The 22,305-nt window shown below is 41.1% G+C and carries 16 protein-coding genes; 3 read left to right on the forward strand and 13 right to left on the reverse strand.

Annotation, left to right across the window (positions count from 1 at the left end; all coding sequences use genetic code 11):
• Window positions 1-44: 44 nt before the first annotated feature.
• From J4N25_RS03905 to J4N25_RS03930, 6 genes are all read right to left on the reverse strand, one after another.
• Entirely contained in the window at window positions 45-2,081 is a 2,037-nt protein-coding gene (locus tag J4N25_RS03905; protein WP_207420837.1) for a RagB/SusD family nutrient uptake outer membrane protein, read from the reverse strand.
• Window positions 2,082-2,092: 11 nt separating this feature from the next.
• Window positions 2,093-5,395, reverse strand: coding sequence for a SusC/RagA family TonB-linked outer membrane protein (locus J4N25_RS03910; RefSeq protein ID WP_207420838.1), 3,303 nt, complete (start codon window positions 5,393-5,395; stop codon window positions 2,093-2,095).
• Between the two features lie 660 nt (window positions 5,396-6,055).
• Entirely contained in the window at window positions 6,056-7,975 is a 1,920-nt protein-coding gene (locus tag J4N25_RS03915; protein ID WP_207420839.1) for a beta-N-acetylhexosaminidase, read from the reverse strand.
• Between the two features lie 126 nt (window positions 7,976-8,101).
• Window positions 8,102-8,770: a hypothetical protein gene (locus J4N25_RS03920; protein WP_207420840.1), complete on the reverse strand. Its 669-nt coding sequence runs from the start codon at window positions 8,768-8,770 to the stop codon at window positions 8,102-8,104.
• Window positions 8,771-8,968: 198 nt separating this feature from the next.
• Window positions 8,969-10,168, reverse strand: coding sequence for an MFS transporter (locus J4N25_RS03925; RefSeq protein ID WP_207420841.1), 1,200 nt, complete (start codon window positions 10,166-10,168; stop codon window positions 8,969-8,971).
• 191 nt (window positions 10,169-10,359) lie between these two features.
• Entirely contained in the window at window positions 10,360-10,770 is a 411-nt protein-coding gene (locus J4N25_RS03930) for a response regulator (protein ID WP_207420842.1), read from the reverse strand.
• Window positions 10,771-10,985: 215 nt separating this feature from the next.
• Here J4N25_RS03930 and J4N25_RS03935 point away from each other — a divergent pair, with 215 nt between their 5' ends.
• Window positions 10,986-12,317: a glycoside hydrolase family 28 protein gene (locus tag J4N25_RS03935; protein WP_207420843.1), complete on the forward strand. Its 1,332-nt coding sequence runs from the start codon at window positions 10,986-10,988 to the stop codon at window positions 12,315-12,317.
• A gap of 79 nt (window positions 12,318-12,396) precedes the next feature.
• Here the strand turns inward: J4N25_RS03935 and J4N25_RS03940 are convergent, their stop codons facing one another.
• The 3 genes from J4N25_RS03940 to dinB all read right to left on the reverse strand — a co-directional run bounded on the left by J4N25_RS03940 (window position 12,397) and on the right by dinB (window position 17,718).
• Window positions 12,397-16,071, reverse strand: coding sequence for a DUF4450 domain-containing protein (locus tag J4N25_RS03940; protein ID WP_207420844.1), 3,675 nt, complete (start codon window positions 16,069-16,071; stop codon window positions 12,397-12,399).
• Between the two features lie 210 nt (window positions 16,072-16,281).
• Window positions 16,282-16,563 (reverse strand): DUF202 domain-containing protein, encoded by a 282-nt coding sequence (locus J4N25_RS03945; RefSeq protein ID WP_207420845.1) that lies wholly within the window; start codon window positions 16,561-16,563, stop codon window positions 16,282-16,284.
• A 48-nt stretch (window positions 16,564-16,611) separates the two neighbouring features.
• Window positions 16,612-17,718 carry a DNA polymerase IV gene (gene dinB, locus J4N25_RS03950; protein WP_207420846.1) on the reverse strand — a complete coding sequence of 369 codons (1,107 nt, stop codon included), beginning with the start codon at window positions 17,716-17,718 and terminating at the stop codon, window positions 16,612-16,614.
• 138 nt (window positions 17,719-17,856) lie between these two features.
• Here dinB and J4N25_RS03955 point away from each other — a divergent pair, with 138 nt between their 5' ends.
• Window positions 17,857-18,063, forward strand: a complete 207-nt coding sequence (locus J4N25_RS03955) for a hypothetical protein (RefSeq protein WP_207420847.1) — start codon at window positions 17,857-17,859, stop codon at window positions 18,061-18,063.
• Here J4N25_RS03955 and J4N25_RS03960 read toward each other — a convergent pair.
• Window positions 18,040-18,300: a hypothetical protein gene (locus J4N25_RS03960; protein WP_207420848.1), complete on the reverse strand. Its 261-nt coding sequence runs from the start codon at window positions 18,298-18,300 to the stop codon at window positions 18,040-18,042. The genes J4N25_RS03955 and J4N25_RS03960 overlap by 24 nt on opposite strands.
• Window positions 18,301-18,521: 221 nt before the next feature.
• Here J4N25_RS03960 and J4N25_RS03965 point away from each other — a divergent pair, with 221 nt between their 5' ends.
• The gene (locus J4N25_RS03965) at window positions 18,522-18,950 is read left to right on the forward strand and encodes a GNAT family N-acetyltransferase (protein ID WP_207420849.1); all 429 of its coding nucleotides are present in this window, start codon (window positions 18,522-18,524) and stop codon (window positions 18,948-18,950) included.
• A gap of 53 nt (window positions 18,951-19,003) precedes the next feature.
• Here J4N25_RS03965 and J4N25_RS03970 read toward each other — a convergent pair whose 3' ends face one another.
• The 3 genes from J4N25_RS03970 to J4N25_RS03980 all read right to left on the reverse strand — a co-directional run bounded on the left by J4N25_RS03970 (window position 19,004) and on the right by J4N25_RS03980 (window position 22,253).
• Window positions 19,004-20,215, reverse strand: coding sequence for a hypothetical protein (locus J4N25_RS03970; RefSeq protein WP_207420850.1), 1,212 nt, complete (start codon window positions 20,213-20,215; stop codon window positions 19,004-19,006).
• Window positions 20,216-20,400: 185 nt separating this feature from the next.
• Complete coding sequence (locus tag J4N25_RS03975; RefSeq protein WP_207420851.1) at window positions 20,401-21,162, reverse strand: SDR family NAD(P)-dependent oxidoreductase; 762 nt, start codon at window positions 21,160-21,162, stop codon at window positions 20,401-20,403.
• Window positions 21,163-21,164: 2 nt separating this feature from the next.
• The gene (locus J4N25_RS03980) at window positions 21,165-22,253 is read right to left on the reverse strand and encodes a mandelate racemase/muconate lactonizing enzyme family protein (protein WP_207420852.1); all 1,089 of its coding nucleotides are present in this window, start codon (window positions 22,251-22,253) and stop codon (window positions 21,165-21,167) included.
• Between the last annotated feature and the right edge of the window lie 52 nt (window positions 22,254-22,305).

The raw sequence follows: 22,305 nt of genomic DNA on the forward strand, positions 1-22,305 counted from the left end.
ATGCAGAAGATTTATCCCATTGCTATTTATATCCTTTTTAGTACTTATGGTTGAGGCAATCCATAACCATTGGTAACTTTTCCTTTAGACTGACGGATCGTCTCTGAAGGAATTGGCCAATAATATCTTGGCGGATCACCTGCAGAAGTAATTCCTGACAAAAGATTCCTTTTATAAACAGACTCATGGGTAGCAATATCAATCCCCCAATTAGTTCTAACATACCCTTGAGCCTGCAAAGCGATAGCCTCTGCACTTCCTGGAGCAATATAGCGGAACAGCCCTTGTATAGCAACATTGTGATTAACTCCAACAACCTTACTTGCTACTGCCGGTATTTTTGTATAATCGTACTGTCCTCTCCATCCCGGGTAAAGAGCCGGGTTAGAAACATCCGGATCGAAGGTTAAAGGATTCGGTAAATTAACCATTTTAGTCCAAATGTAGGCGGGTATTTCATTTCCGTTCGAAAAGCGATGGTAACCTTGTGTTCTGATATTATTAATCATGGTTGCCATCTCCTGCTGAACTGCTATTGCTCTTTCAGGAAAAGTACCGGAGCGAATTAGATCCCAGCGACGGGTGCCCTCTCCTAGTAACTCTAGCTTGCGCTCTTGTAAAATAGCTTCCTTCAATGCCTGCCCAGATAAAGCCGGAAGATTATTAGTTGAATTACCAAATGCTCTTTGGCGGACCTGATTCACCAGATCGATCGCATCATTCTCGCCGAGCTCCGCCTTTGCTTCCGCAAGCATCAAAATTACATCTGCCATCCGTAACACCGGCCAGTTCATTCCCGAAGCTCTTTGAGCTGCAACGTAAGGGGGATTCATACGATTATCATCCCACTTATTCGTTGAAATTCCACCTGTATTCTTATTTCCCGGCACAAATGATAGCATCATTTCGTTGCCATCTCCCTTACTGCCCGTCACAGCAACACTTACATCTCTCCTTTTATCATCGTTCCTGTATTCACCATAGTAAACTGTGGGGACAATACGAAGGGCACCAAAAACCTTTGTAGGTGCTGCATTGGCACTACCTCCATCAGATGGTCGGCCAAAAGCATAGGGATATTCACCATTGGTTAAAGTTTGGCCCACCTGGTAATTACCGATTTCAAATAATGATTCCGGACTCACCTGCAGATCATGTGCATATTGAAAATGCCGTTGAAATGGATTCTTAGCAACCGTTCTTGTATCTGCGGTGATCAACCCAGCTGATCCTTTGTTATCCAGCGCTTTCTGAAAATAAGTCTTTGCAATTTGATAATAGTTCAAGTAATCAGAACGCCTTGCATATACGGATTTATTAACCTCGTTGCCCTTCTTTGTGAAAGTTACGTTTCCGTACAAATCACCGATATCTGTTCTGATAGTTTGGTAACCTCCTGAAGAAAGTGCGATCTGACCAATTAATGCATTGCATAGTGTTCTGGAAAAGCGTTCTGCATTGATTCCTCCCTCGCCTATTCTATACATGAAAGGTTCCACTCGCTTCAAGTCTTCAATAAGATTGTCATAAATTACGAAACGTGACGTTAAAGTATAGTCTTCAATAATTGTATTTTCGTACCCGTAGGGAACATCTCCGAAGTGTTTTATCAAGTCATAATAGCAAAAGGCTCTCATAGTAATTGCCTCGCCATACAATTGAGTCCAGGCAGAGGTTCTCCCAGCGGCGATGTCCTCTTTGTATTCAGCTTTCTCAGCGATAAGTGAAGCTGCTTTTGCCGCTCGAGCAATGGTTGCATAAAGTCCGTTAAATCCTCCTGATACTGCGTCAATAGTAAGAAGCTCTGGCTTTAAAATAGCATTTAAATTATTGCTGGAGTTATCCTCGGGATAAATTTCAGCGTCAGATCCTATTGGATCATTCCATCTGTAGGTACCCATAATACTATTTTGCCGGTAATTTGCGTAGCCCCAGGAAAGAATTTTAAAGGTTTCTGCAGGAGTTGAAGTAACAAATTCATCGTCAACGCTTGATGGAGATTTTGCATCAAGGAAGTCTTCCTTACACTTGGTGAAAGTCAGACAGACTGCAATTCCTAATATATATTTTAATCTTCTCATTACTTTAAATTTTAGAAATTAACATTTAAACCGAATACGAAAGACCTTGCACGAGGATAAGCACCATAATCTAAGCCGATGGTAGGATATTGCTGATTATTGAAACCCTCATTTGCACTAACCTCAGGATCAAGGCCACTGTACCCTGTTAGGGTAAGTAAATTATAAACACTGCCATATAGGTATAAGCTCCCTATTCCAGCTTTAGAAATGAAAGCTTTTGGAAGTCTATATCCTAAAGTCAATGTGTTTAAGCGTAGGAAAGACCCATCCTCTATTCCTAATGTTGAAGTTGGGCCACCTTCGCTATAAGCGAGGGGTAATGTGGCGTTAGCATTTGCCGCGTTTAATTGTTCCGGAGTATTTAACCTCACAAGCTGGCCATTTACTACATCATAGATTTTATAGGAATTATTCATGATAGCCAGTTTATTCTCATATACGCCGGCTTCTTTAGGCCCATACAACGTAGCTAATTTTGTTACGTTATAAATATCGTTGCCATAGCTCCAGTTGAAGTTCAAACCTAAATCGAAGTTTTTATAACCTAAATCGAAGTTAAAGCCGCCGGTATGGAGTGGATTCATCTTGCCAATCACTCCCAGGTCTTTGTCATCAATCTTACCACTGTTGTCCAAATCCTTGAATTTAGGAAGTCCTGGATATGCAATTTGTCCAGTTGGACGGTTTGAGGCACTAAGGCCGTGCACAATTTGTAATATTGGGTTAGTTAAATCGGCAATACCATTCTTTAAAGTATACATGCCATTATTATATGTGAAATCATCGGGCGTGTAAAAGCCATCATATGTTAATCCTCTAACCTGTCCAACTGGTTTTCCTTCCGTTAAGATATAATCAAAAGTAGGGTAAGTCCCCGCGCTATTCCAATTCGTTCCATAAAGGCCAGTAACACCAGGAGCTAACCTATCAATATTACTCTTGTTAAAGTTAATATTACCACCAGCCGTTACTCTCCAATCTTTGCTCTTGAAAATAGTTCCTGTAAGAGATAATTCTATCCCCTTGTTACTCGTTTGGCCAACATTTTTAGTAGTATTACTAAAGCCTGTAATTCCTGGAATAGAAATCCCTGTCAACAAATCCTTCGTAGAGTTCCAATACAAGTCGATTGTACCAGACAATCTACTTCTAAACAATCCGAAATCAGTACCAACATTACGAGTAATTGTAGTTTCCCATTTCAAATCAGGATTTGCTTGAGTACCACCAACCTGATAAGCTGCCTGACGTACATGATTGATAGCATACTGATTCCTTTGATCCGTTACAGATCCCCAATTTTGAATAAATAAGCTCGGATTGATTCTATCGTTACCAGCTTCACCATAAGATGCCCGGAACTTTAGATTATCTAGCCAGTTTATACCTTTCATAAAAGGTTCGTCTGATACTCTCCACGCAAAGGCTGCAGCCGGAAAATATCCCCACTTATTGTTAGGACCGAAGGTAGATGAGCCATCCGCACGAAACGTTAAAGTCACCAAATACCTGTCTAAAAGTGAATAATTTGCCCTTCCGAAAAAGGATGACATTCTATTAGGGAAATCAACATTTGAAGAAAATATAGCTGAGCCGTTAGTTTGGTCATACTGGTTGATCTGGGCAAAGGCTGTTTCTTTATCAAAGTTAGCCGGGAAGCGGGTAGCTTGCACGGAAAGAATATTTCCTCCAGAGTTAGCTACTTCCTGCCCAGCCAATATTGTTAATTTGTTTGATTTGTTAATATTAACATCATAAGTCAGGGTATTAGTCCAGCGGGTATTCCAACTATCGCTTTTCCTGAAGTCAGCATCTCCCGCATTCAGCTTTGTACCAGTAGCATCCTCTATGTACCCTCTAAAAACTGCCCCTGACCAATATTTCCTCTGGTTCCAGGCAGTATTTAAACTAAAATCTGTGTGATAAGTCAAGCCTTTAACAATTCCCCAATTTAAAGATGTTATTGCAACAGCGTTTTGGTTCTTGTTATAAGGTTCGTAATCCCTGATTCTGGCAGAGGGACTGTAAGTGTCCCACATGGAATTTTTTCCGTACTGTTCTATATTACCAGTCCTAACTGCATTTACATCTCCTAAAACATTGCCGGTTGCAATTGGGCGGAAACGATAAGAAGTAGATAACAGTGACCCTCCGCCGCTTGATGTCCCCTCATCTCCAAGTGTAGGAGTACGTGTATAGCGGGTGTTTAAATCAAATGTTAAGTTTTCCCGGATCTTTTGCGTTAGTTTAAATGCAGCATTTGCGCGTTTATAATACGAGTTGATCTTCATTCCCTGATCATCGGTATAGTTCACCGAGAAGAGAACCTTTGTCTTATCTGTTCCTCCTGTTAACGTCAAAGCATGGTTCCATGAAGTAGATTGATTATAAACATCTCTTTGAATATCATCAGAAGCAAGATTCCTATAGCTTTCGATTCCTCCCGTATTAGTACCGGCATTGGCTCCGAGTCCGTAGAATTTCTCGAAAGGTGTCTGATAGGCAACTCCATTAGCCGCAGCATTAGCCCAAACATATCTTAAATAGTCGTAGGGATTTAAAGCTTCCAAATACTTAGTTGGCTGGTTATTTTTCACATAGCCGCTATAAGTTACTGTTGTTTTTCCGGCTTTTGCTGCTTTCGTCGTAACAAGTACCACTCCATTTGCTCCCCGTGCACCATAAATAGCGGTAGAAGAAGCATCCTTTAAAACATCAATACTTTCAATCTGATCACCGGCAATATCAGCCAGATTACCCGGTATTCCATCAACAAGGATTAAGGGTTGATTGCTCTGAGATATAGAACCACCCCCTCGAACACGAATGGCAATATCAGCACCGGGACGTCCGTCTTGTGCTGTGATTTTCACACCGGGCAACTTACCTTGCATCGCTTGAGCTGCATTCGGTACGGGTGTCGCTGCAATATCTTGTCCGCTGACAGACGCAACTGAACCGGTTAAATCTCGCCTTTTTACAGTACCATATCCGATAATTACTACCTCATTTAATGTTTTCCCTTCCTCTTCAAGAGTTACATTTACTGAAGATTGGCTTCCAACAGAAACTTCTTTGGTCTTGAAGCCAATGTATTTAAACACTAGAACTGTGTTCGGAGGGACACTTACTTTGTAATTACCTTTTACATCAGTAGAGGTTCCTGCAGTTTTTCCTTTAATAATTACGCTTACTCCAATAAGAGCTTCGCCAGTTTGATCGGTCACTTTACCTGTTACCGTTTGTCCTTGAGAGTATGCATGTTGTAGGATACCAACGAGCATGCTCAGCAGAAATAGAGCTTTTCTCATTTTAAGATTATTAAATTGGTTATAGAATAAATGGTGAATAAGGACTGCCCTTATTACAAAAATGGTTTAATTAAGTGGCTAGTGTCTGTTTCTAATTCATAATTGATATTTTAAGTTAAAGATGGTGTGCAGTAAAGCCCTAATTTCCAACGTTGGCGTAAAAAATGAAAGATTAGCAATCATGAATATCGAAGGTCAGACTTTCTTACTTAAGGCACACCGACGCTTTCATCTCCTAATGTCTCTACATTCTAAAATTTTAACGTGACTAAAAAGACTATAAATTTTAAAATAGGTGTTCTAGCAATCGCATAAAACATCCGTACAGTTACAAAATGGTAAAGTAATTACTACTTATTGGTTACAGTGCTAATATAAAAAGAAATGCGCAGCCTCAAAATTTTTCATCCAGAAAAACCCACAAGAATGTTACAAATTTTTCCACCTATTAGGCCCAAAATTAGGTACAACGGAGCCTTATCACCTCAAATCACTGATTCTCAAACTTTCAGGCCCAAGTAAGCAGCCACAATTTCCGAATTAAGAAGGATGGAACAGGTTGGGCACTCTGCCCACCTTTCTTTAAAGTCGTCTCAAACTTTTTTAGTCCTAAAACAGAACCTAATGAAAGTAAAGACTTTTAATACACCTTGTACTATCCTATTTCCTTCTTACCCTGGCCCTCAAATCTGCGACCGAAGCCGTGATCATCCGGCCTACCGGCTTTTTATCCCTATATGTAATAACACGTAAGTTAACAGCGTCTTTAGGTATGGTAAGTGGTGCTTTATATTTAGGATAAAATGAGTCGGGGAAGGAGTTATCAAATGAATAATAGATATCTAATCCAGGAATTTCCGTTGTTAGTTCCATAACAACAGTATTATTAGCCCCACCAGAAACAGTAAATATTGGATCATACATACTAGGGGCATACTTAACTTCGGCAATATCAAAGCGCTTGAAGTGCTCTTCAACTTTAGTATAGAAATTTGTCCAGTTCTTTCTGTTTAAGGGCGACCAAACTGATTCAGCGATAGCAAGAGCTCTTGGCCATAACATATATTCAAGGTGACGCGTGTTGTAAACTTGTTCTGTCCATAGGTTTGCCTGACCGCCTTTAATAAAAGAAGGATTAGATATGTTTGCTGCCGGGTCAAACTGATAGGCCTTATTCAGTCTTAAAGAAGCGTAAACTCTCGGTTCAATCGAAACATCACCCTGCATATAATCCAGATAGGCATAAGTACTTGGACTCATTACCACCTCGTGACCTGCGCTGGCAGCTTTAATGCCACCTTCCACTCCACGCCAACTCATTACCGCTGTCGATTTGGAGGGTGAACCATCTAATATCTCATCCCACCCTATAAATTTTTTCCCTTTAGATTGAACTATCGCCTCTACCCTTTTCGTGAAGTATCCCTGCACCTCTTGCATTGTTTTAAGTCCTTGTTGTTGCATCAACTGTTTGATCTCAGGAGTTTTTTCCCAGAAATTATGAGGGGCTTCATCGCCTCCCATGTGAATATATTCAAAGGGGAAAAGTGCAGCAACCTCTGAGATCACCTTATCCAGGAACTCGTATACCTTTTCATTAGCAGGACAGAGGGTGTTATCAATAAGGGCTATCGGTGGTGCCCCACGCGACCAGTCCATAATTGGCTCTCCAGAACGCACATTGTACTTTTCAACACCAGGGGTACATGAAAGTTCGGGATAAGAAACAACAGCAGCTAAACTATGGCCAGGCACATCTATCTCAGGCATAATATTGACATACCTGTCTGCCGCGTACTTAATCAATTCTTTTATATCGTCTTGTGTATAAAAACCTCCGTAGTCTTTAGGCTCATTTGCTGCAGGTGCGGAAAAGGTTCCGAAGTAGCCAACTTTGTTCACCCGCCATGCTCCTACCTCTGTTAATTTAGGGAAGCTTTTTATCTGTATCCTCCACCCCTCATCATCGGTAAGATGAAGATGCAGTAGATTATACTTAAACTTAACCATATTGTCGATGTACCGCTTTACCTCCTCCTTAGTGAAAAAATGCCGTGATACATCAAACATCAATCCTCTCCATCCAAACCTAGGATAATCGGTAACAGAAACACAAGGAATCTGCCATTTTACATTTTTCACAAGTTTATCACTCTCTATTTCTTTGGGAAATAATTGCCAGAGGGACTGTACGCCATAGAAGAGGCCGGCGGGAGTATTTGCTCTGATAGAAATGCTCTTCGGTGTTACGATTAACTGATAACCTTCATTTTTCAATAAAGTGTCTGGTTGTGTATTGAGCGTTAATCTTACGTTAGCCTGCTCATCCCTTTGAGTGGTCGAAATCCGGTAGCCTGTAACGTCCCCAAGCTTCTTTCTCAGTAAATTAGTTGTTTGGCTAACTTCTGTTGAAATCGGGACCTTTATAAAAATCTCTTCAGGTAATACCAGATAACCTTCGTTCCGTATTAATTGCACTGGTTCGGGAATAATTGATACCCTTGATACTTCCTGTGCAAAAACGCAAAATGAAGAAAGGAGGAAGAGATTAACAGAGCAGATTAATATTCTATAATTCATTCAGAAGTACAATTTAAAAATTAATACTCCTGCTTATGGAAGCAGGAGCCGAAGATATTGAAACCGGAAATTAAACAAATCTCTGCAGAATCAGCAATTTGTTTCAACTCTTATCCGCTATTGCTATTACTGGAAATAACGGTGTTCGGAACCGAATCTATATTTCAAACTAACGCTAATTGTGCTATACATATCCCTGGTTGATCCTTTGATAGCATAGCCGTCCATATTATCCCCAAGTCCGAAGGCGTACTGATAACGTACTCCAGCCACAATACGGGAATTGAAACTGGAATTATCAAGTCCTACACTCACAGGAAAAATCAAATCACGGTCTGTATCCCAACCCCGGTATAGATCATTATCTTCTTGTCTGTAGATTTCTTGCTGGGCGCTTTTAATCATTCCCGCTCCGGCACCTGCATATAACCCCTCAAACAACTGGGAAAGTTTAGTTTTATAAGCGTAAGGTCCTCGGAACCTATCGGTTAAACGCCCCATGTATAGCTTGAGATTGCCTGTAACAGACCTGAATTCTGAGCGAAAGTAGCGATTGGTTTCAAGACCGTAACCAGCCATATTTCCTACCTGCAGCTCGCCATTTCCAACTATATAAGGTGTGAAAAAGTACTCCAAGTTGCCTATGTAAACGTTTTTTCCCTCCCTACCTCTTAAGTCACCATGGCTATAGGCTAACCCTGTGCCGACACCTACACTAAATTTGCGATACAGCTTTTGTGCATTGGTTAGTAATGGAATAACCAACACAATGAGTAAGGTAAATTTTCTTGTCATAGATATTAGTGTATATTTTGTTGTACGTGTGTGGATGTACTTTATGGATAGAAAAAATGTGCCAGAAAGTGAAATTTAACCGCTAAAAAACATAACAGATTAGTATGCAGACATAAAAATAAAAAAGCGTTTTGCATAAGTATGCAAAACGCTTTCTGTCATGTTCTAGATCAGGGACGCTAGTGTTTATTTAGTTGTTCAGGGAACATAAGCAGGACTCCCTAAACTTTCTTCATGTTCAGGAATAGCAGCTGTTTTTTTTCGTTTGGCAATCAGTATCCATGCAAAACCAGCCCCTCCAAGAGCCATAAGTACACCAACCATTGCAGGAGATGTGTATCCTAATCCTGCCGCAACAGGAAGTCCTCCTAAATATGCACCCAGGGCATTACCAAGATTAAATGCAGCTTGTGTTATAGAAGCTCCGAGCATCTCTGCACCCTTGGAACTATCTATCATTAATAATTGAATAGGAGCAGCTAATGCCAAAGAGCAACTACCTGCTATAAACGTCAGTATTATAGACGCAATTTGGCTTTCCGAAAAGAAATAGATCAATACCAGGGTAACCGCCATCGCAAAAAGAAGTACAATGGTTGCGGAGGCTGGTTTCAGCGAGTCTGCAAGCTTTCCTCCTATAAAGTTCCCAACAACCATTCCAAACCCGGCGACAATTAAAATATAAGGAACCGAAGATGATTTGAATCTGGCGACTTCTGTCATTAGTGGCGCTATGTAACTTATCCAGCAAAATAAGCCACCGGTACCAATAGCCGTAATCAGGAATATCAACCAAGGGTCCAACCTACTGAAAACTTTCAATTCTGATCTGATATTACTTTCCTTTCTGGCTGGTAATGAAGGAAGTATAAAGTAAATAGAAGCCAGTGTAATGAGGCCTATTATACCGATGCTGGCAAAAGTATACCGCCACGAATATTCATGACCAATATAGGTGCCAATAGGCACGGTTACAAGATTAGCCACTGTTAGTCCACTAAACATTATAGCAATAGCACGAGCCTGCTTTCCTTTATCGGCCAACTGACTTGCAACCACTGATCCTACTCCGAAAAAGGCACCATGTGGTAAGCCGGATAAAAGCCTTGAGAAAAATAAGATCGTATTATTAGGCGCGAACGCTGACAGTGTATTGAATACAGTAAACAAGGCCATCAGGCCAAAGAGGATCTTTTTAGGAGCAATTTTACTACTGAGTGCTACGAGGGTGGGTGCTCCTATTACCACCCCGAGTGCGTAAGCAGAGATCATATGTCCTGCTTGCGGAATACTAATACTAAATTCTTTAGCTACATCGGGTAATATTCCCATCATAACAAACTCTGTGGAACCAATTCCCAATCCACCCAGAGCAAGAGGTAATAACTTCTTTCTCACTTATTGTACTTCTTACACCAACTAAGCGACAAAAGTAAGATCTTTAGAGCAGGGGGTTTAGGTAGGAATAGAATTATGACATAGAATGTATAATCAGGAAACGGAGCACTAGAAGCGGCCATAAAGCTACCTCAACAAGTGTATGTCAAAATAAGCTTCTAAACAATTATAACCATGGTTCTGGAATCCTGCTAGTCCTGATCGAAATATACACCATGAGCGGGAACAAAATGGATCACCTTCGCGAGCAGATACTCTTCAACGGTTTGAAGTAGAACGTTAATGTTAAGAGGTTTAACCAGAAAATCATCAGCGCCGATAAGATGGACACTTGAGTAGGAAGTTGACGTTTCTAGTAATAGGATAACAGGAATATTTATTGCCATATCGTCCATCTTCAATTCCTTACTGATACTTGTACCGGTACGCCTACCCACTTTATTCCCAAGCAGTATTAGTTGAGGATCATATTTCTTTATCTCTTCTAAAAGGTTATTTCCTGAAGAGTTGGTTATAACTTCATACCCCTCTGCAACTAATACCAATTCAAGGAAATCTAAAGTGTCTCTATCCTGATCGATAGCGTAAATACATTTTCCCATGTCCCTATCTAAATTCTAACCACATTACGAACAAAAGAAATAAAGGGTTACCTCCATTACTAAGAAAAATCAAAATATGCTGATATTCAAGCTTAAACCTTTCAAATAATAATTGCGACTAAATTGTTACTCCAACTTTTCTGATAAGATTATGCAACCATGAAAATGCCGATCATATTTGTAGCTGATAATGTCGGATCAAAAAAAGCAACACAATGAATATCAATAAACCTGTAGGCCTCCTGGGTCTTTCATTTATTCTGATTGCAAGCGCTAACGCAGGTAACTTTTCAAAAGTACCTCCAGCACCATTACTTGAAATCAGAAAGGCAGATAAAATTTATAACATAGCCGAACATGGAGCTATCGGAGATGGCAAAACCTTAAATACGAAAAGCATTCAAAGCATTATCGATAAGTGTTCGGAAAATGGCGGCGGTACGCTTGTGGTGCCCCAGGGAGTTTTTCTTAGCGGCTCTCTATTCCTGAAGCCGGGGGTTAACCTAGAATTGAAGGAAGGTGGAGTTTTAAAAGGCTCAACCGATATTAACGACTATGTGAAACTAAATACGAGGATTGAAGGGCATTTTGAGCCATGGCGCGCAGCCCTTATTAACGGTGACCAGGTAGATCACCTTCGCATTAGTGGACCAGGCACCCTGGACGGCAGTGGAGAACCTTTTTACAAAGAGTTTTATGGTAGAAGGGAAAGGGATAAAAAGACAACCAACCTTAGTGTGGAAAGACCCAGATTGATGTTTATCCAAAACTCAAAAGATATAAAGATCAGCGGAGTCAAGTATTTGAACTCCGGCTTTTGGAACCTCCATATTTACCGGTGTAAGGATGCCTTGGTAGAGAACTGCAGCTTCATAGCTCCTTCTGGCCCTACCCCAAACCGCGGTCCCAGCTCTGATGGTATTGATGTAGACAGCTCTCAGGATATTAGCATAAAAGGCTGCTACTTCTCTGTAGGGGACGACTGTATTGCACTTAAAGGTTCAAAAGGGCCATTTGCAATGCAAGATAAGGATAGCCCCGCAGTTGAACGCGTTAATATCTCAGATTGTATTTATGCTGCAGGTGGGGGTATTGTAACTTTTGGAAGTGAGGCCACTGTAGTTCGTGATGTAGTTGTAAAAAACTGTACTACTAAGGGTCCGACAGTGCTGCGACTTAAACTTCGTCCTGACACACCACAGCAGTACGAGAATGTCAGCATCAGTAATATTACGATGGAAAATGGAGGGGTAATATTTAAGGTTTCTCCCTGGACCCAGTATTTTGATCTGAAGGGGCAAGAACCGCCAAAAGCTTTAGTAAGGAATGTAAGCATTTCCAATGTGCGAGGCACAGGAAATTCCTTCGGACAAGTTATAGGTCACGAAAGAGCAACTATCGAGAACATCACCGTTAAAAATGTAGATGTAAAATTAAAAACAAATGATTTCGAGGTTGGCAATGTTACCGGACTAAAGTTTAAAAAGGTTAAAGTGAACGGTACTAAAATCTCAAGTCCTAAAGCAAATTCCAAGCAGTTGAAATAGGGATAATAGGTAGAGGATGACGTTCAGTTAGCATAAAAGACGAAGGCCTGAATTTAATTTCAGGCCTTCGTCTTTTATGCTATTCAACCAGCGTTACTGCCATTAAACCGATCACAACGTCGTTTGTCAGCGTCTTCAATCGCAGCTCCTTCAACTCTTTGTCTGGATTTAGCGGCAGGTCAAGAATTGTTCCCGCTCCTCCATCTATTGCATAGTTGGAATAACCTTTTATGCTGCTGAAATTTTTAAAATCCCTTGTTATTTCCCCGGTTTTGAAATAGACGCGGTAGGGTTTTGGAGCGCCAGTTTTAAATGCAAAATTATCAGTAAAATAATCCTGCTCAATGGGCCACCAGGTCTCTGGGTTCCTTAGTGCCAGGGCTTCTGAAGTTCCATCCTTGTAGACGACTACCAACTCCCCGTTGTCCATTTGCGTCTGCATAGGATTTGTAGAACCGGCCGTCAAGAAGTAAGCATGAGAAAATTTTCCTTTCAGAGGAATATTCACTGAATCTGGGTAATTGTCCCATTTAGATGTGAAAACAATATTTTTTGCATTGGAGAGAGAAGGTGTAGCAAATGAAACACCGTTAGGCAGACTAACCAGGTTCTTATTACCTGCTGCCGCTTTTAACCCAGAATCATCAATATTTGCAGTAATCAAAGGATAACACCAATTGCCTATGCCTTGCCATGGTAGCTGTAAAGTAGGGCCTTTCGGTCGGGGACTCAAATATAAATTTTTGAATATATTAGAGACCTGATCATTGAACGCTCGGATCAAATCAACGTTTACCACTTTAGCTAATCGCGGCCTTACAGTCCAATTTATTACTTTAGTCTCGCTTGCCTTTTCACCATACTCGAAACGGATTGTATTTGTGCCAGAGCTAAGAAAAGCTGGATCTACCGATACCGAAGTAGAGTCTCCGGCACGCAAACTCAATTCTTTTTGAAAAGCCTTCTTCCCATGATTTATGATCATTCTACCCTTTACAGCCTCACCGTTATTTTTAAACGATACTGCTAAACCCTGCTCGCGCTGTTCTGGCTCAGCAAGAACTTCCACCTGCTCTTTAACTTTTACATTAATAGGTCTGTACCAGGAGAAATCCCCCTGTCTTGCCTTTAAGAACACTGTTTTATTACCTGCGGAACTGAAAATAGATGTGCTACTTCTCCCCTCCTGCTTCAAAGCTTTCTGCGGGTCCTCTAAGGAGATATCTTGACCATTCCCTATTACTGTTTCAAACGCATTGCCTACCAAGGCCTCGGCAAACACCGGCTTAGCAATCTCTGCTCCATCCCATTCTATAATTATCTCGAATTTTGGAGCTTTTGCCGCCACGATATCAAATGCTGGGTAGCCAACTGCCCCTTCTATTGCCTTCCAATTTGCTTTGACCCCATTAACTGTCACTGACTTTATCTTATCCTTCCAGGCCCTTATTTGTAACTTCAAATTCATCCTTTTCGGATATGCCTGGCGTAGGACGTAGGTATCTGTATTACCGGTTCTTTTAAAATCGAAACCAAGGGTAGATATGTTAAATGACGCGTACTTCCAGTCGGAAGGGAAACCAGGTTTTATAAGCAATGTATCTGAAAGAGCATTAGGTTTTATTCCGAACAGTCCCTCAGTTAAAGATCTTGCAGCCATACCCACGGGGTCTCCAAAATCACGGTACAATTCCCCCCTAATCGCATCATAAAAGGAAAGCTGCTCGAAACCGCCGGGACTAGAGCTCAGATACATGCTTTCTAAAATATTGCTCTTCCACAAATGATAGGCTTCATCGGGTCTCCCACCTTGCCAATAGGCTAAAGCAGTATGCAGAACTTCGGCCAGAGCTACGTTATTCAGTGACCAATCATACGGCTGCCAATTCGTTGTAGAAAGTGTATAAAGAGACCTGTCTTCAAAACCATTTGCCAGGATTGGGATATGTGGAATTTCAGTATCAATATAGCGCAGGGATTGATAGGCTTGAAACGGATTTGGAACATCAGAGTCTAGCGCATGGTAGATAGTCCATAAACCAGGAGAAGGGTGCGTTAATTTTAATCCTAACAGATCTTTATACTCTGCATAAGTTCCTTTATAAGGTAACCAAAGGTTCATATTGATAGCCGCTAATATTTTATCTGCTTCCGCTGTATATGGTTGCGGATCATCTCCAACCATGGAAGCCAGTTGTGCTGCTAGTTTATTTGCACGGTAGTTGTATGACGAAGAGTGTGTTACTCCCCCTCCGCTATACTGTAACGCATCACTCGCCCATATTGCTGCATAAGCATCATATAATCCATCCCCATCGTTATCAAAGTTCCTCTTCTCCCATGCCAGATGACGTTTTATAGCAGGCCACATTTCTTTAATGAATTCTATATCACCAGTATAGTTAAAATGAGTTAACAGCTGATCAAAGAATACGAGGTTCATATCGTAATGATGAGGCTTTGTATTATCGTTAGGATTACGGGAAATATAACCGCTGCTAAAAACAGAAGTACCCATTTTTTCCTGATGGCGAGCAAGATGCAGAACAGTATCCATCACAACCGGTCCGGTTGCAGGTTCTATCACCTGCGACTTTGCATAACTACTGAAGTGAGCTCTGGCCCGATCAGATAAACCCAACACATCTGCTACATATGGGCCTCTCCAGGCATTAAGCCGCATTCTCCACGCTATTGCCCCATGCAGGTATGTTGGATGTTCCCATATTCCATCCTCGGCCATTGAAAGAGCTGCACCTAAAGTATTCAGGTATGGATCGGGAGTATTGAGGTTTACACGGCCGGCTATTTCTTTCCTTCTCTTCTCGGCTTTATCATATGCAGTAGCAAGGGCATTATATTGATTCAACTTATTGGTACCGGGATTTTGGACAGAGAAATAGTAATCTCTGCTGGCGGAAAGCTTCAAACTCGCTACCATAACAGGACTTTTTTGAGATGAAGAGTTTACAACTTCGGAAGGAGTCGTTAAACGTTCAGCATCCCCAACTTTAAGGATCACACCTTCCGGGAACAAGCCTGCAAGAAGCTTCTTCTCTTGCAGTGTTCCTTTTTCTTTCGCTTTATCAGGGAAATGGTCAATCTCATATCGTTCTGCTTCCGATAATACCTTCCCCTTACCGTAGAACAGATCAAAGCTATTCTTGGAAATATTGATGATATTATCCTGGCAGTACTCTGGTTTCAGGTAAAAAGAGGATTCAGGATCTGCACCAATGTCTCCATCCCTGGAGAACTTCTTCCCTGTAGCGCCTCCAAAAACGGTTATAAGTTTTAGGTCCTTACCTATGGTTGTTGTTGTTGCTTTGATAATGATACCTTCCGCATCTGCTCTTGCCATTACAGAAAGTCTTAACTCTCCAGTACCGAGCAAAGGATCCTTAATGATGTACAGCATGCTACCTGGCCTGTACCTTGTTTCAATGTTCGCCGCATCGATGATCCATTTGCTTTGATCGCCTGAGATAATGCCGAACTTCAAATTCCCTCCCATCCCAGGCATATACAACGCAAACTCTGGTAAATCTCCTGTTTCAACACGAAACGCTGTATTTGTTCCATACAAGGCTCTATTGAATCTTTTTTTACCTTTTACCAAAACAAAATCCTCACCATCGGGACGATAATGGATTTCTCTTTGCACGCCATGCCAGGGCTTTTGGGTAGTTTGGGTAAGAGCGAAATTGCCTGATAAAGCAATAGCGACAATCAATGAAAGACGTTTAAATACCATGATTATTGATGCTTGCTGCTCTTCTCTCCACGAGAGGGAACAGCAATAAAAACTAGTTTAATTTTTGGATAGTAGTAAGTATAGGAATATCCTATCGTACTTAAACAAAATTCGAAGAAACCTTGGGCTTTCCTAGCAGATATTAGAAGTGTAAAGCTTATTTTACTTAAGCAGGCCAGTGCAAATAAAATTTTCGACCTACAAATAAGATCATTTGTGCAGATTGTCTAACTCCCGTTTTGCCTTTATGAATCGAAATATTCCTATGATCATTATAATTACGGCGACCGGAATAAGCAAATAACCCAGTAGTACAAAGCTCGTAACATTAAAGAATTGGATAAGGGAAACACCTGCAACTATAAAAGATAGAAAAGTGCGAACATAAGCAAGCAAAGTTCTCTCATTTGCCATTTTATTCCGGCCGATTGCAAGTAGATCTGCGTTCGAGAGGGTTTCAGGGACAATAGCTTTGTAAGGTGAATCAGACATATTCAAAATACAGAAATAATGACCACTAAGTTTTACCCCCTTGTATATTCAGGGAAACAACCTTAATTGTCCGGTTAAAGCATCCTTTTCTCCACCATCGGGGTTAGGAAAACCAGAAATTGAAATACCTAGGAGTCGTACTTTCTGATCTTCACTGAATGTAGAGGATAAAAGCTCCTTCGCAGTGGAGGCTATCGTTGAGAGATCGTCGATCGGTGAAATTAAGGATCTGTTCCTTGTGATCTGTTTAAAGTCGCTGTATTTGATTTTAACAGTAACAGTCCTGCCCTTTAGTCCCTTTTTCCTTAAGCGTTCACAGACCAGTTGAGCTATCCTTTCCAATTGCTCCTCCATTTCCTCTAAAGTTGTAAGATCATAAGGAAAAGTATCTTCGGCGGCCAGTGATTTGGTTTCCCGGTGTGTTTGAACTTCCCGGTTATCAATTCCTCTAACAATATCATAATAAAACTTTCCCTGCTTCCCAAAATGTTTTTGCAAGTCTGTTTCAGACAAAGCCTTCAGATCACTGCCGTAGAACAGTCCTAACTTCATCATTTTAGCAGCGGTCACTTTTCCAACACCATAAAACTTCTCAACCGGAAGCTTTTCCATAAAAGCCTCTATAGAGGATGGGCCTATAAAAGTTAACCCGTCAGGTTTGTTAATATCAGAAGCGATCTTAGCTACAAACTTGTTGATAGAAACACCTGCAGAAGCAGACAATTGCAGTTCCTCTTTTATAGCATCCTTAATTTGTTTAGCAATGTCCAGGGCCGACCCTATTCCCAGTTTATCCTCTGTTACATCTAAATAGGCTTCATCCAGAGAAAGAGGCTCGATAAGATCGGTGTAACGATAGAAAATCTCACGTATTTTTTGAGAAACGGCCTTATACACCTCAAAACGAGGTCGCACAAAGATCACATGCGGACAAAGTCGCACAGCTTGTTTAGATGACATTGCTGATCGTATCCCAAACCTCCGTGCTTCATAGCTTGCTGTGGCTACTACACCTCCTCTGCCTTCCGGAGATCCGCCTACAGCAATCGGTTTACCACGGTATTCCGGATTGTCCCTCTGTTCTACCGAAGCATAAAATGCATCCATATCAATATGAATAATTTTACGATGAGGAACTTTCGGTGTGATATTCATCTGTACAAATATAAATCGATTTAAAATAAGTAAGATACCGGGGCTCATGATGAACTGAGAAAGGAAAGAAGGCCGAAAATAGTTGATTAAGCAAGGCACAGATCTAACTCCGATTGATTCGGTAAGAAATTAACAATAGTGGAAGTTCTTCAAGAAATAGCAGAATCAGTCGGAATAGGAAGATTAGTTTATTTCGAAATTATTCTTAGTGCCGGCATGGCAGCTATCAAAAAATACAATGCAGTAGAAAAGAAGTTGATGGTAGATGTTTCAAACACAAAGAGCGCCCTCGCAGAAATCTGGGCTACCCTAATAGTACTCTTAAATAAGAACACGCAGACTTAAAGCTTCAATTCTCTGCTTCTCACGGATTACAAATTTAAGTTTGCGACAAATCTCAAACTCCTCTAGCTCCTCAAAGCGCTTCATATCAGCGTTTATATCCTCCAAGGACATGTCAAACATCATATGTAAGAAATCCTCTTCACTAAAAAAGCGAAATGCAGAAACCGCACCACGGGAGTATGCAAGAATTGAATGAGAAATTTTTTTTGAAGGCTGCGAGTCCAATTTAATTGCCATGTTTCAAATAGTAGATTGCTGTTTACTACGAGAATACGAGTACAGGGTTTCAGAAAAACAAAAGAAGAATTTTTTTTGATCTTTAAGTTAAAAAGTTTTCAACATCATCACCCTCTCAACTATAAAAAACTGAAATACAAAAGTATCGCTTCCTACAATTTGAAGAAACAATAGCACCGTAATAAAATAATACACTCCACTAAATCCTATCTTTGGCATAAATGACAAAAATAATTGCTGTTCCCGCAGAAGTTGTATGGCCTATCCGCCATCAGGTGATGTACCCCGATATGAAACTTGAAGATATTAAATTAGAATCTGATCAGGAAGGCTTGCACCTTGCGCTTATTGAAGATGAAAATGTAATAAGCGTAGTCTCTTTATTTAAGAATGGTGAAGATTTACAATTTAGAAAGTTTGCTACTCTTGAGGCTTATCAGGGAAAAGGGTATGGCTCCTCCTTACTCCGCCACGTTATCGATTACGCACAGAAGGAAAAGTGCACCAGACTATGGTGCAACGCCAGGAAGAACGCATCTTTATTCTATCAGCGCTTTGGATTCAAAGAAACCAACACAACCTTTTTCAAGGATGGCTACGACTTTGTGATAATGGAATTATTGATAGACCAAGGGATTATGGAACAATAAGTATTATTAATAATTTTTCCTTTAATCTCTTAGCTAGGCTAATATATGGTCCTTTAATTTACTTCTTCCTGTATCAATTTGTGAAAGGTACTTGATGCCGCTGGTAGCTCCTTCAACCTTTCCTTAAAGATTTGCTCATGCTCTTTACCTACCAGAGCATACACTTCGGGAGGATAAGCCCTGAATGAACTGGCAATCAATTCCTCATTCAGCTGTTTCTGAATTAGAATTGCCTGTCGAGTAAACTCTTCTCTTGAAACACCTTTAAGGAGAGCCGCATCAAGAGAATCCGATTGCTCCATCAGCCCCTCTACACTTTTTAATTCGGGTGTAAAAGACTGGAACATGTTAACGAAAAGGTTTGAAATTTTATTAATAACACCCTCGCCAAACTTATAAAAAGCCATATCCCGGTCTACAGCAAGAGGATGCAGCATCACTTTCCCTCCCTCCATTTTTTGCATCCATTTCCAGTTCCCCTCATGCCTGTCCCAATCAGAAATAAGCATATCAAATAGCCTGTTACGCAGATACCCGATAGTATCGATGGGGATATGCTGAGTTCTGGAAGCTAACAGCATTTCTTCTGTTTTTAGAATTTTGAAATTGCTGGCTACGCTCTTTGGTTTATCTTCCCAACGCTTAACCAGTGTTACTAACCTGCCAGCCATCCTGTCGTTATATTTTCCCAATTTGCTGTCGTAAGGAAAAAAATAAAAGCGGGGGGTATCACAATGAATTTTCAAGGCCGGCGCCAGTCTCGCAACAACGAGACCTCCAAAGGGGTTCATCGAGCAGGCCTGGTCGCGAAACATCGGACGAAGAATACTCGATCTAAGGAAAGATGGCAGGGCTGCTGATTGGTCTTTATTTACTGATCGAATAGACCATGTTTGCCCCGAGCTATCTATTACCTTGATTCCTATTGTCTGATGTCTACCCGTAAAGTCGATGGGTTTTAAGCCTCCTTTTAGTTGCTGAAGCTTTAAAACCGGAACTTTAAGTTTGAGTTGCCATAAATCACGATAAGCCGATCCAAGAAGTCCTTGAATTAAACTGCCACGACGATAAAAGTCTCCTGGGACAACTTCAACAGAGTCGGGAATTGACCCAAGCTCAAAATGTTTTCTCGCCTCTATCAACCGCTCTTCGTTTGAAAAGCTCTTTCTCTCCCGGCTATTGAATATATTAGGAAGGATAAAGAACCCAACCAGGAACAGTGTTAGAAATAAAAAAGGGCCTGCGTACGACCGGATTCTTTTCATTAGGGAGGGCTTAATCAGCAAGGCTTAACACAATTTCCTCACCTTGCTACTAAGAAACCTAATTTACCTGCTTTAAGTTTTAAAACCGCCCAATGATTTTGTTCAATAAGGTTTATTTTAGGAAAACAAAAATCCATGTCATCAGCGAAGACCTACATGGATTTGTATAATGAAATGTTGCAGGATTAAAAATTCACCACCGCTCCTCCGTCAACCGGAAGTACCACTCCCGTTATGTACCGGGCTGCTTTAGAGCATAAGAAAACCGTTGCGTTACCTATATCTTCAGGAGTACCAAAACCAGGCATTGAAATACGATTTATTATCTTTTCCTTCCTTGCAGGGTCCGCATTAATAGCATTCAAGAACATTGGAGATTCAATCCAACCCGGGGCAATGGTGTTCACCCGAACATTAAAGGGTGAATACTCCGTAACTAAATTATTCATCAGACCTGTTAATGCAGCCTTAGAGGTCCCGTAGGCTGCTACCCTATCGATACCGAAAATACCAGCCATAGACCCAATAAAAATAATAGATCCATCTTTACGATCCATCATCTTACGGGCACACTCCCTAGTTAAAGAAAATACCGATAACAAGTTTGTCTGTAGGATCCCGGCAAACTCCTCATCAGTAGTATCCTTCGAGAACTTCTTCAAGTGGATCCCCGCATTGTTTACCAGGATATCAACTTCTCCATATTTTTGATTAATTTCCCCTATCAGCTCAGGAATAGCTGTTGTATTGGTAACATCAAAAACAAGGTAGCCTGCGTGTTGTCCTAACTCTCCAACGGCTTCCTGCAGTACAGCTTCCCTCCTTCCTGTGATCACAACCCTCGCTCCTGCTTCAATCAGAGCTTTACTTATACCAAGTCCGATCCCCGTTCCCCCACCGGTGACCAGGGCTAGCTTTCCAGCTAATGAAAATGCGTCGTCTGCCATTCCTATAACTTTATCTCATTTAGAAATTCGTCCACGAAATTAAATCCCCAACCTGGTCCTTGGTGTGGATATGCAAAACCGTCCTTAACTAGCATTGGCTTATCGATAAGTGGATCTATCCAGTCGAAAGATTCCACTCCCACTCCATTAGGAATAGAACAAACCAACGGAACATCATAATCCTTATAATAGTGAGGAAGCACGGGAATATGATAAGAATTGGCAAGGGCAGCGCTTTCCCGCCATTCTTCAACGCTTCCAATCCTCAATAGGTCGGGTTGCCATATATCTAAGGCATTCCTTTGCAATAATTGAAGTAAGGGCACTGTATCGTATTCCCGCTCTCCCATGGCAAGGGAAATTCCAGTTTGTTGTTTCAGCATACGATACCCTTCAAAATCCTGATGATGTATGGGCTCCTCAAACCAGAAAATCTCCAATTCCTGCGCAGCCCTGGCAAGCTGAACCGCAGCCGGAACCGTCATTCCCTGATTGGCATCCATCATGATATTTATCTCAGTACCAACAGCACTACGCACTGCTCTAAGACGTTCTAGATCCGTTTTCCAGTCGGGCGATCCTACCTTAATTTTTACCGCTTTGAATCCGCGTGAGGCGTAATCAGTAACCTCTTTTATTAACTCGTCAATGGTATATGAGATCCAGCCCCCACTACCATAAATATTACACTTATCTTTATAAGTACCCAGAAGTTTCCCGACTGGCTGGTTCAAATATTTGCCCCAGGCATCCCACATTGCGATATTAATAGCTGCTCTGGCCCATTTACTTACGCCCGAGTTCCCAAAGTATTCGGAGAGGTCGTCCAGCTTTTTCAAAACCTTTCCTGTTTCATTTGCAGCGTAGCCTTTTACATGTGGTAACAGATCTTTAAATGCCCCTGTTATAGCAGCGGGTGAATATTGGAAAGATAACAGATAAGACTCTCCTACTATCCCGTTCTCTAATTGCAGTCGTAAAACAAGAAAGGATATTTCGCTAAGTGTATGGGTTGCATCAGCAATTGGTTTCTTTAACTCGGCGGTTGCTTTATATAGTTTAAAATCTTTAATATTTATTGAAGAAGTCATACTCCAAAAATAATTGCCGCTCTAACTTTCTCTTTAGCCTTTTTTGGCTAAT

This window comes from Desertivirga brevis, from assembly GCF_017355835.1.

What these genes read in the sequence shown, in the direction of transcription:
- J4N25_RS03905 (WP_207420837.1), bottom strand. Translation starts at nt 2,081, where the DNA reads ATGAGAAGATTAAAATATATATTAGGAATTGCAGTCTGTCTGACTTTC.
- J4N25_RS03910 (WP_207420838.1), bottom strand. Translation starts at nt 5,395, where the DNA reads ATGAGAAAAGCTCTATTTCTGCTGAGCATGCTCGTTGGTATCCTACAA.
- J4N25_RS03915 (WP_207420839.1), bottom strand. Translation starts at nt 7,975, where the DNA reads ATGAATTATAGAATATTAATCTGCTCTGTTAATCTCTTCCTCCTTTCT.
- J4N25_RS03920 (WP_207420840.1), bottom strand. Translation starts at nt 8,770, where the DNA reads ATGACAAGAAAATTTACCTTACTCATTGTGTTGGTTATTCCATTACTA.
- J4N25_RS03930 (WP_207420842.1), bottom strand. Translation starts at nt 10,770, where the DNA reads ATGGGAAAATGTATTTACGCTATCGATCAGGATAGAGACACTTTAGAT.
- J4N25_RS03935 (WP_207420843.1), top strand. Translation starts at nt 10,986, where the DNA reads ATGAATATCAATAAACCTGTAGGCCTCCTGGGTCTTTCATTTATTCTG.
- J4N25_RS03940 (WP_207420844.1), bottom strand. Translation starts at nt 16,071, where the DNA reads ATGGTATTTAAACGTCTTTCATTGATTGTCGCTATTGCTTTATCAGGC.
- J4N25_RS03945 (WP_207420845.1), bottom strand. Translation starts at nt 16,563, where the DNA reads ATGTCTGATTCACCTTACAAAGCTATTGTCCCTGAAACCCTCTCGAAC.
- dinB (WP_207420846.1), bottom strand. Translation starts at nt 17,718, where the DNA reads ATGAATATCACACCGAAAGTTCCTCATCGTAAAATTATTCATATTGAT.
- J4N25_RS03960 (WP_207420848.1), bottom strand. Translation starts at nt 18,300, where the DNA reads ATGGCAATTAAATTGGACTCGCAGCCTTCAAAAAAAATTTCTCATTCA.
- J4N25_RS03965 (WP_207420849.1), top strand. Translation starts at nt 18,522, where the DNA reads ATGACAAAAATAATTGCTGTTCCCGCAGAAGTTGTATGGCCTATCCGC.
- J4N25_RS03970 (WP_207420850.1), bottom strand. Translation starts at nt 20,215, where the DNA reads ATGAAAAGAATCCGGTCGTACGCAGGCCCTTTTTTATTTCTAACACTG.
- J4N25_RS03975 (WP_207420851.1), bottom strand. Translation starts at nt 21,162, where the DNA reads ATGGCAGACGACGCATTTTCATTAGCTGGAAAGCTAGCCCTGGTCACC.
- J4N25_RS03980 (WP_207420852.1), bottom strand. Translation starts at nt 22,253, where the DNA reads ATGACTTCTTCAATAAATATTAAAGATTTTAAACTATATAAAGCAACC.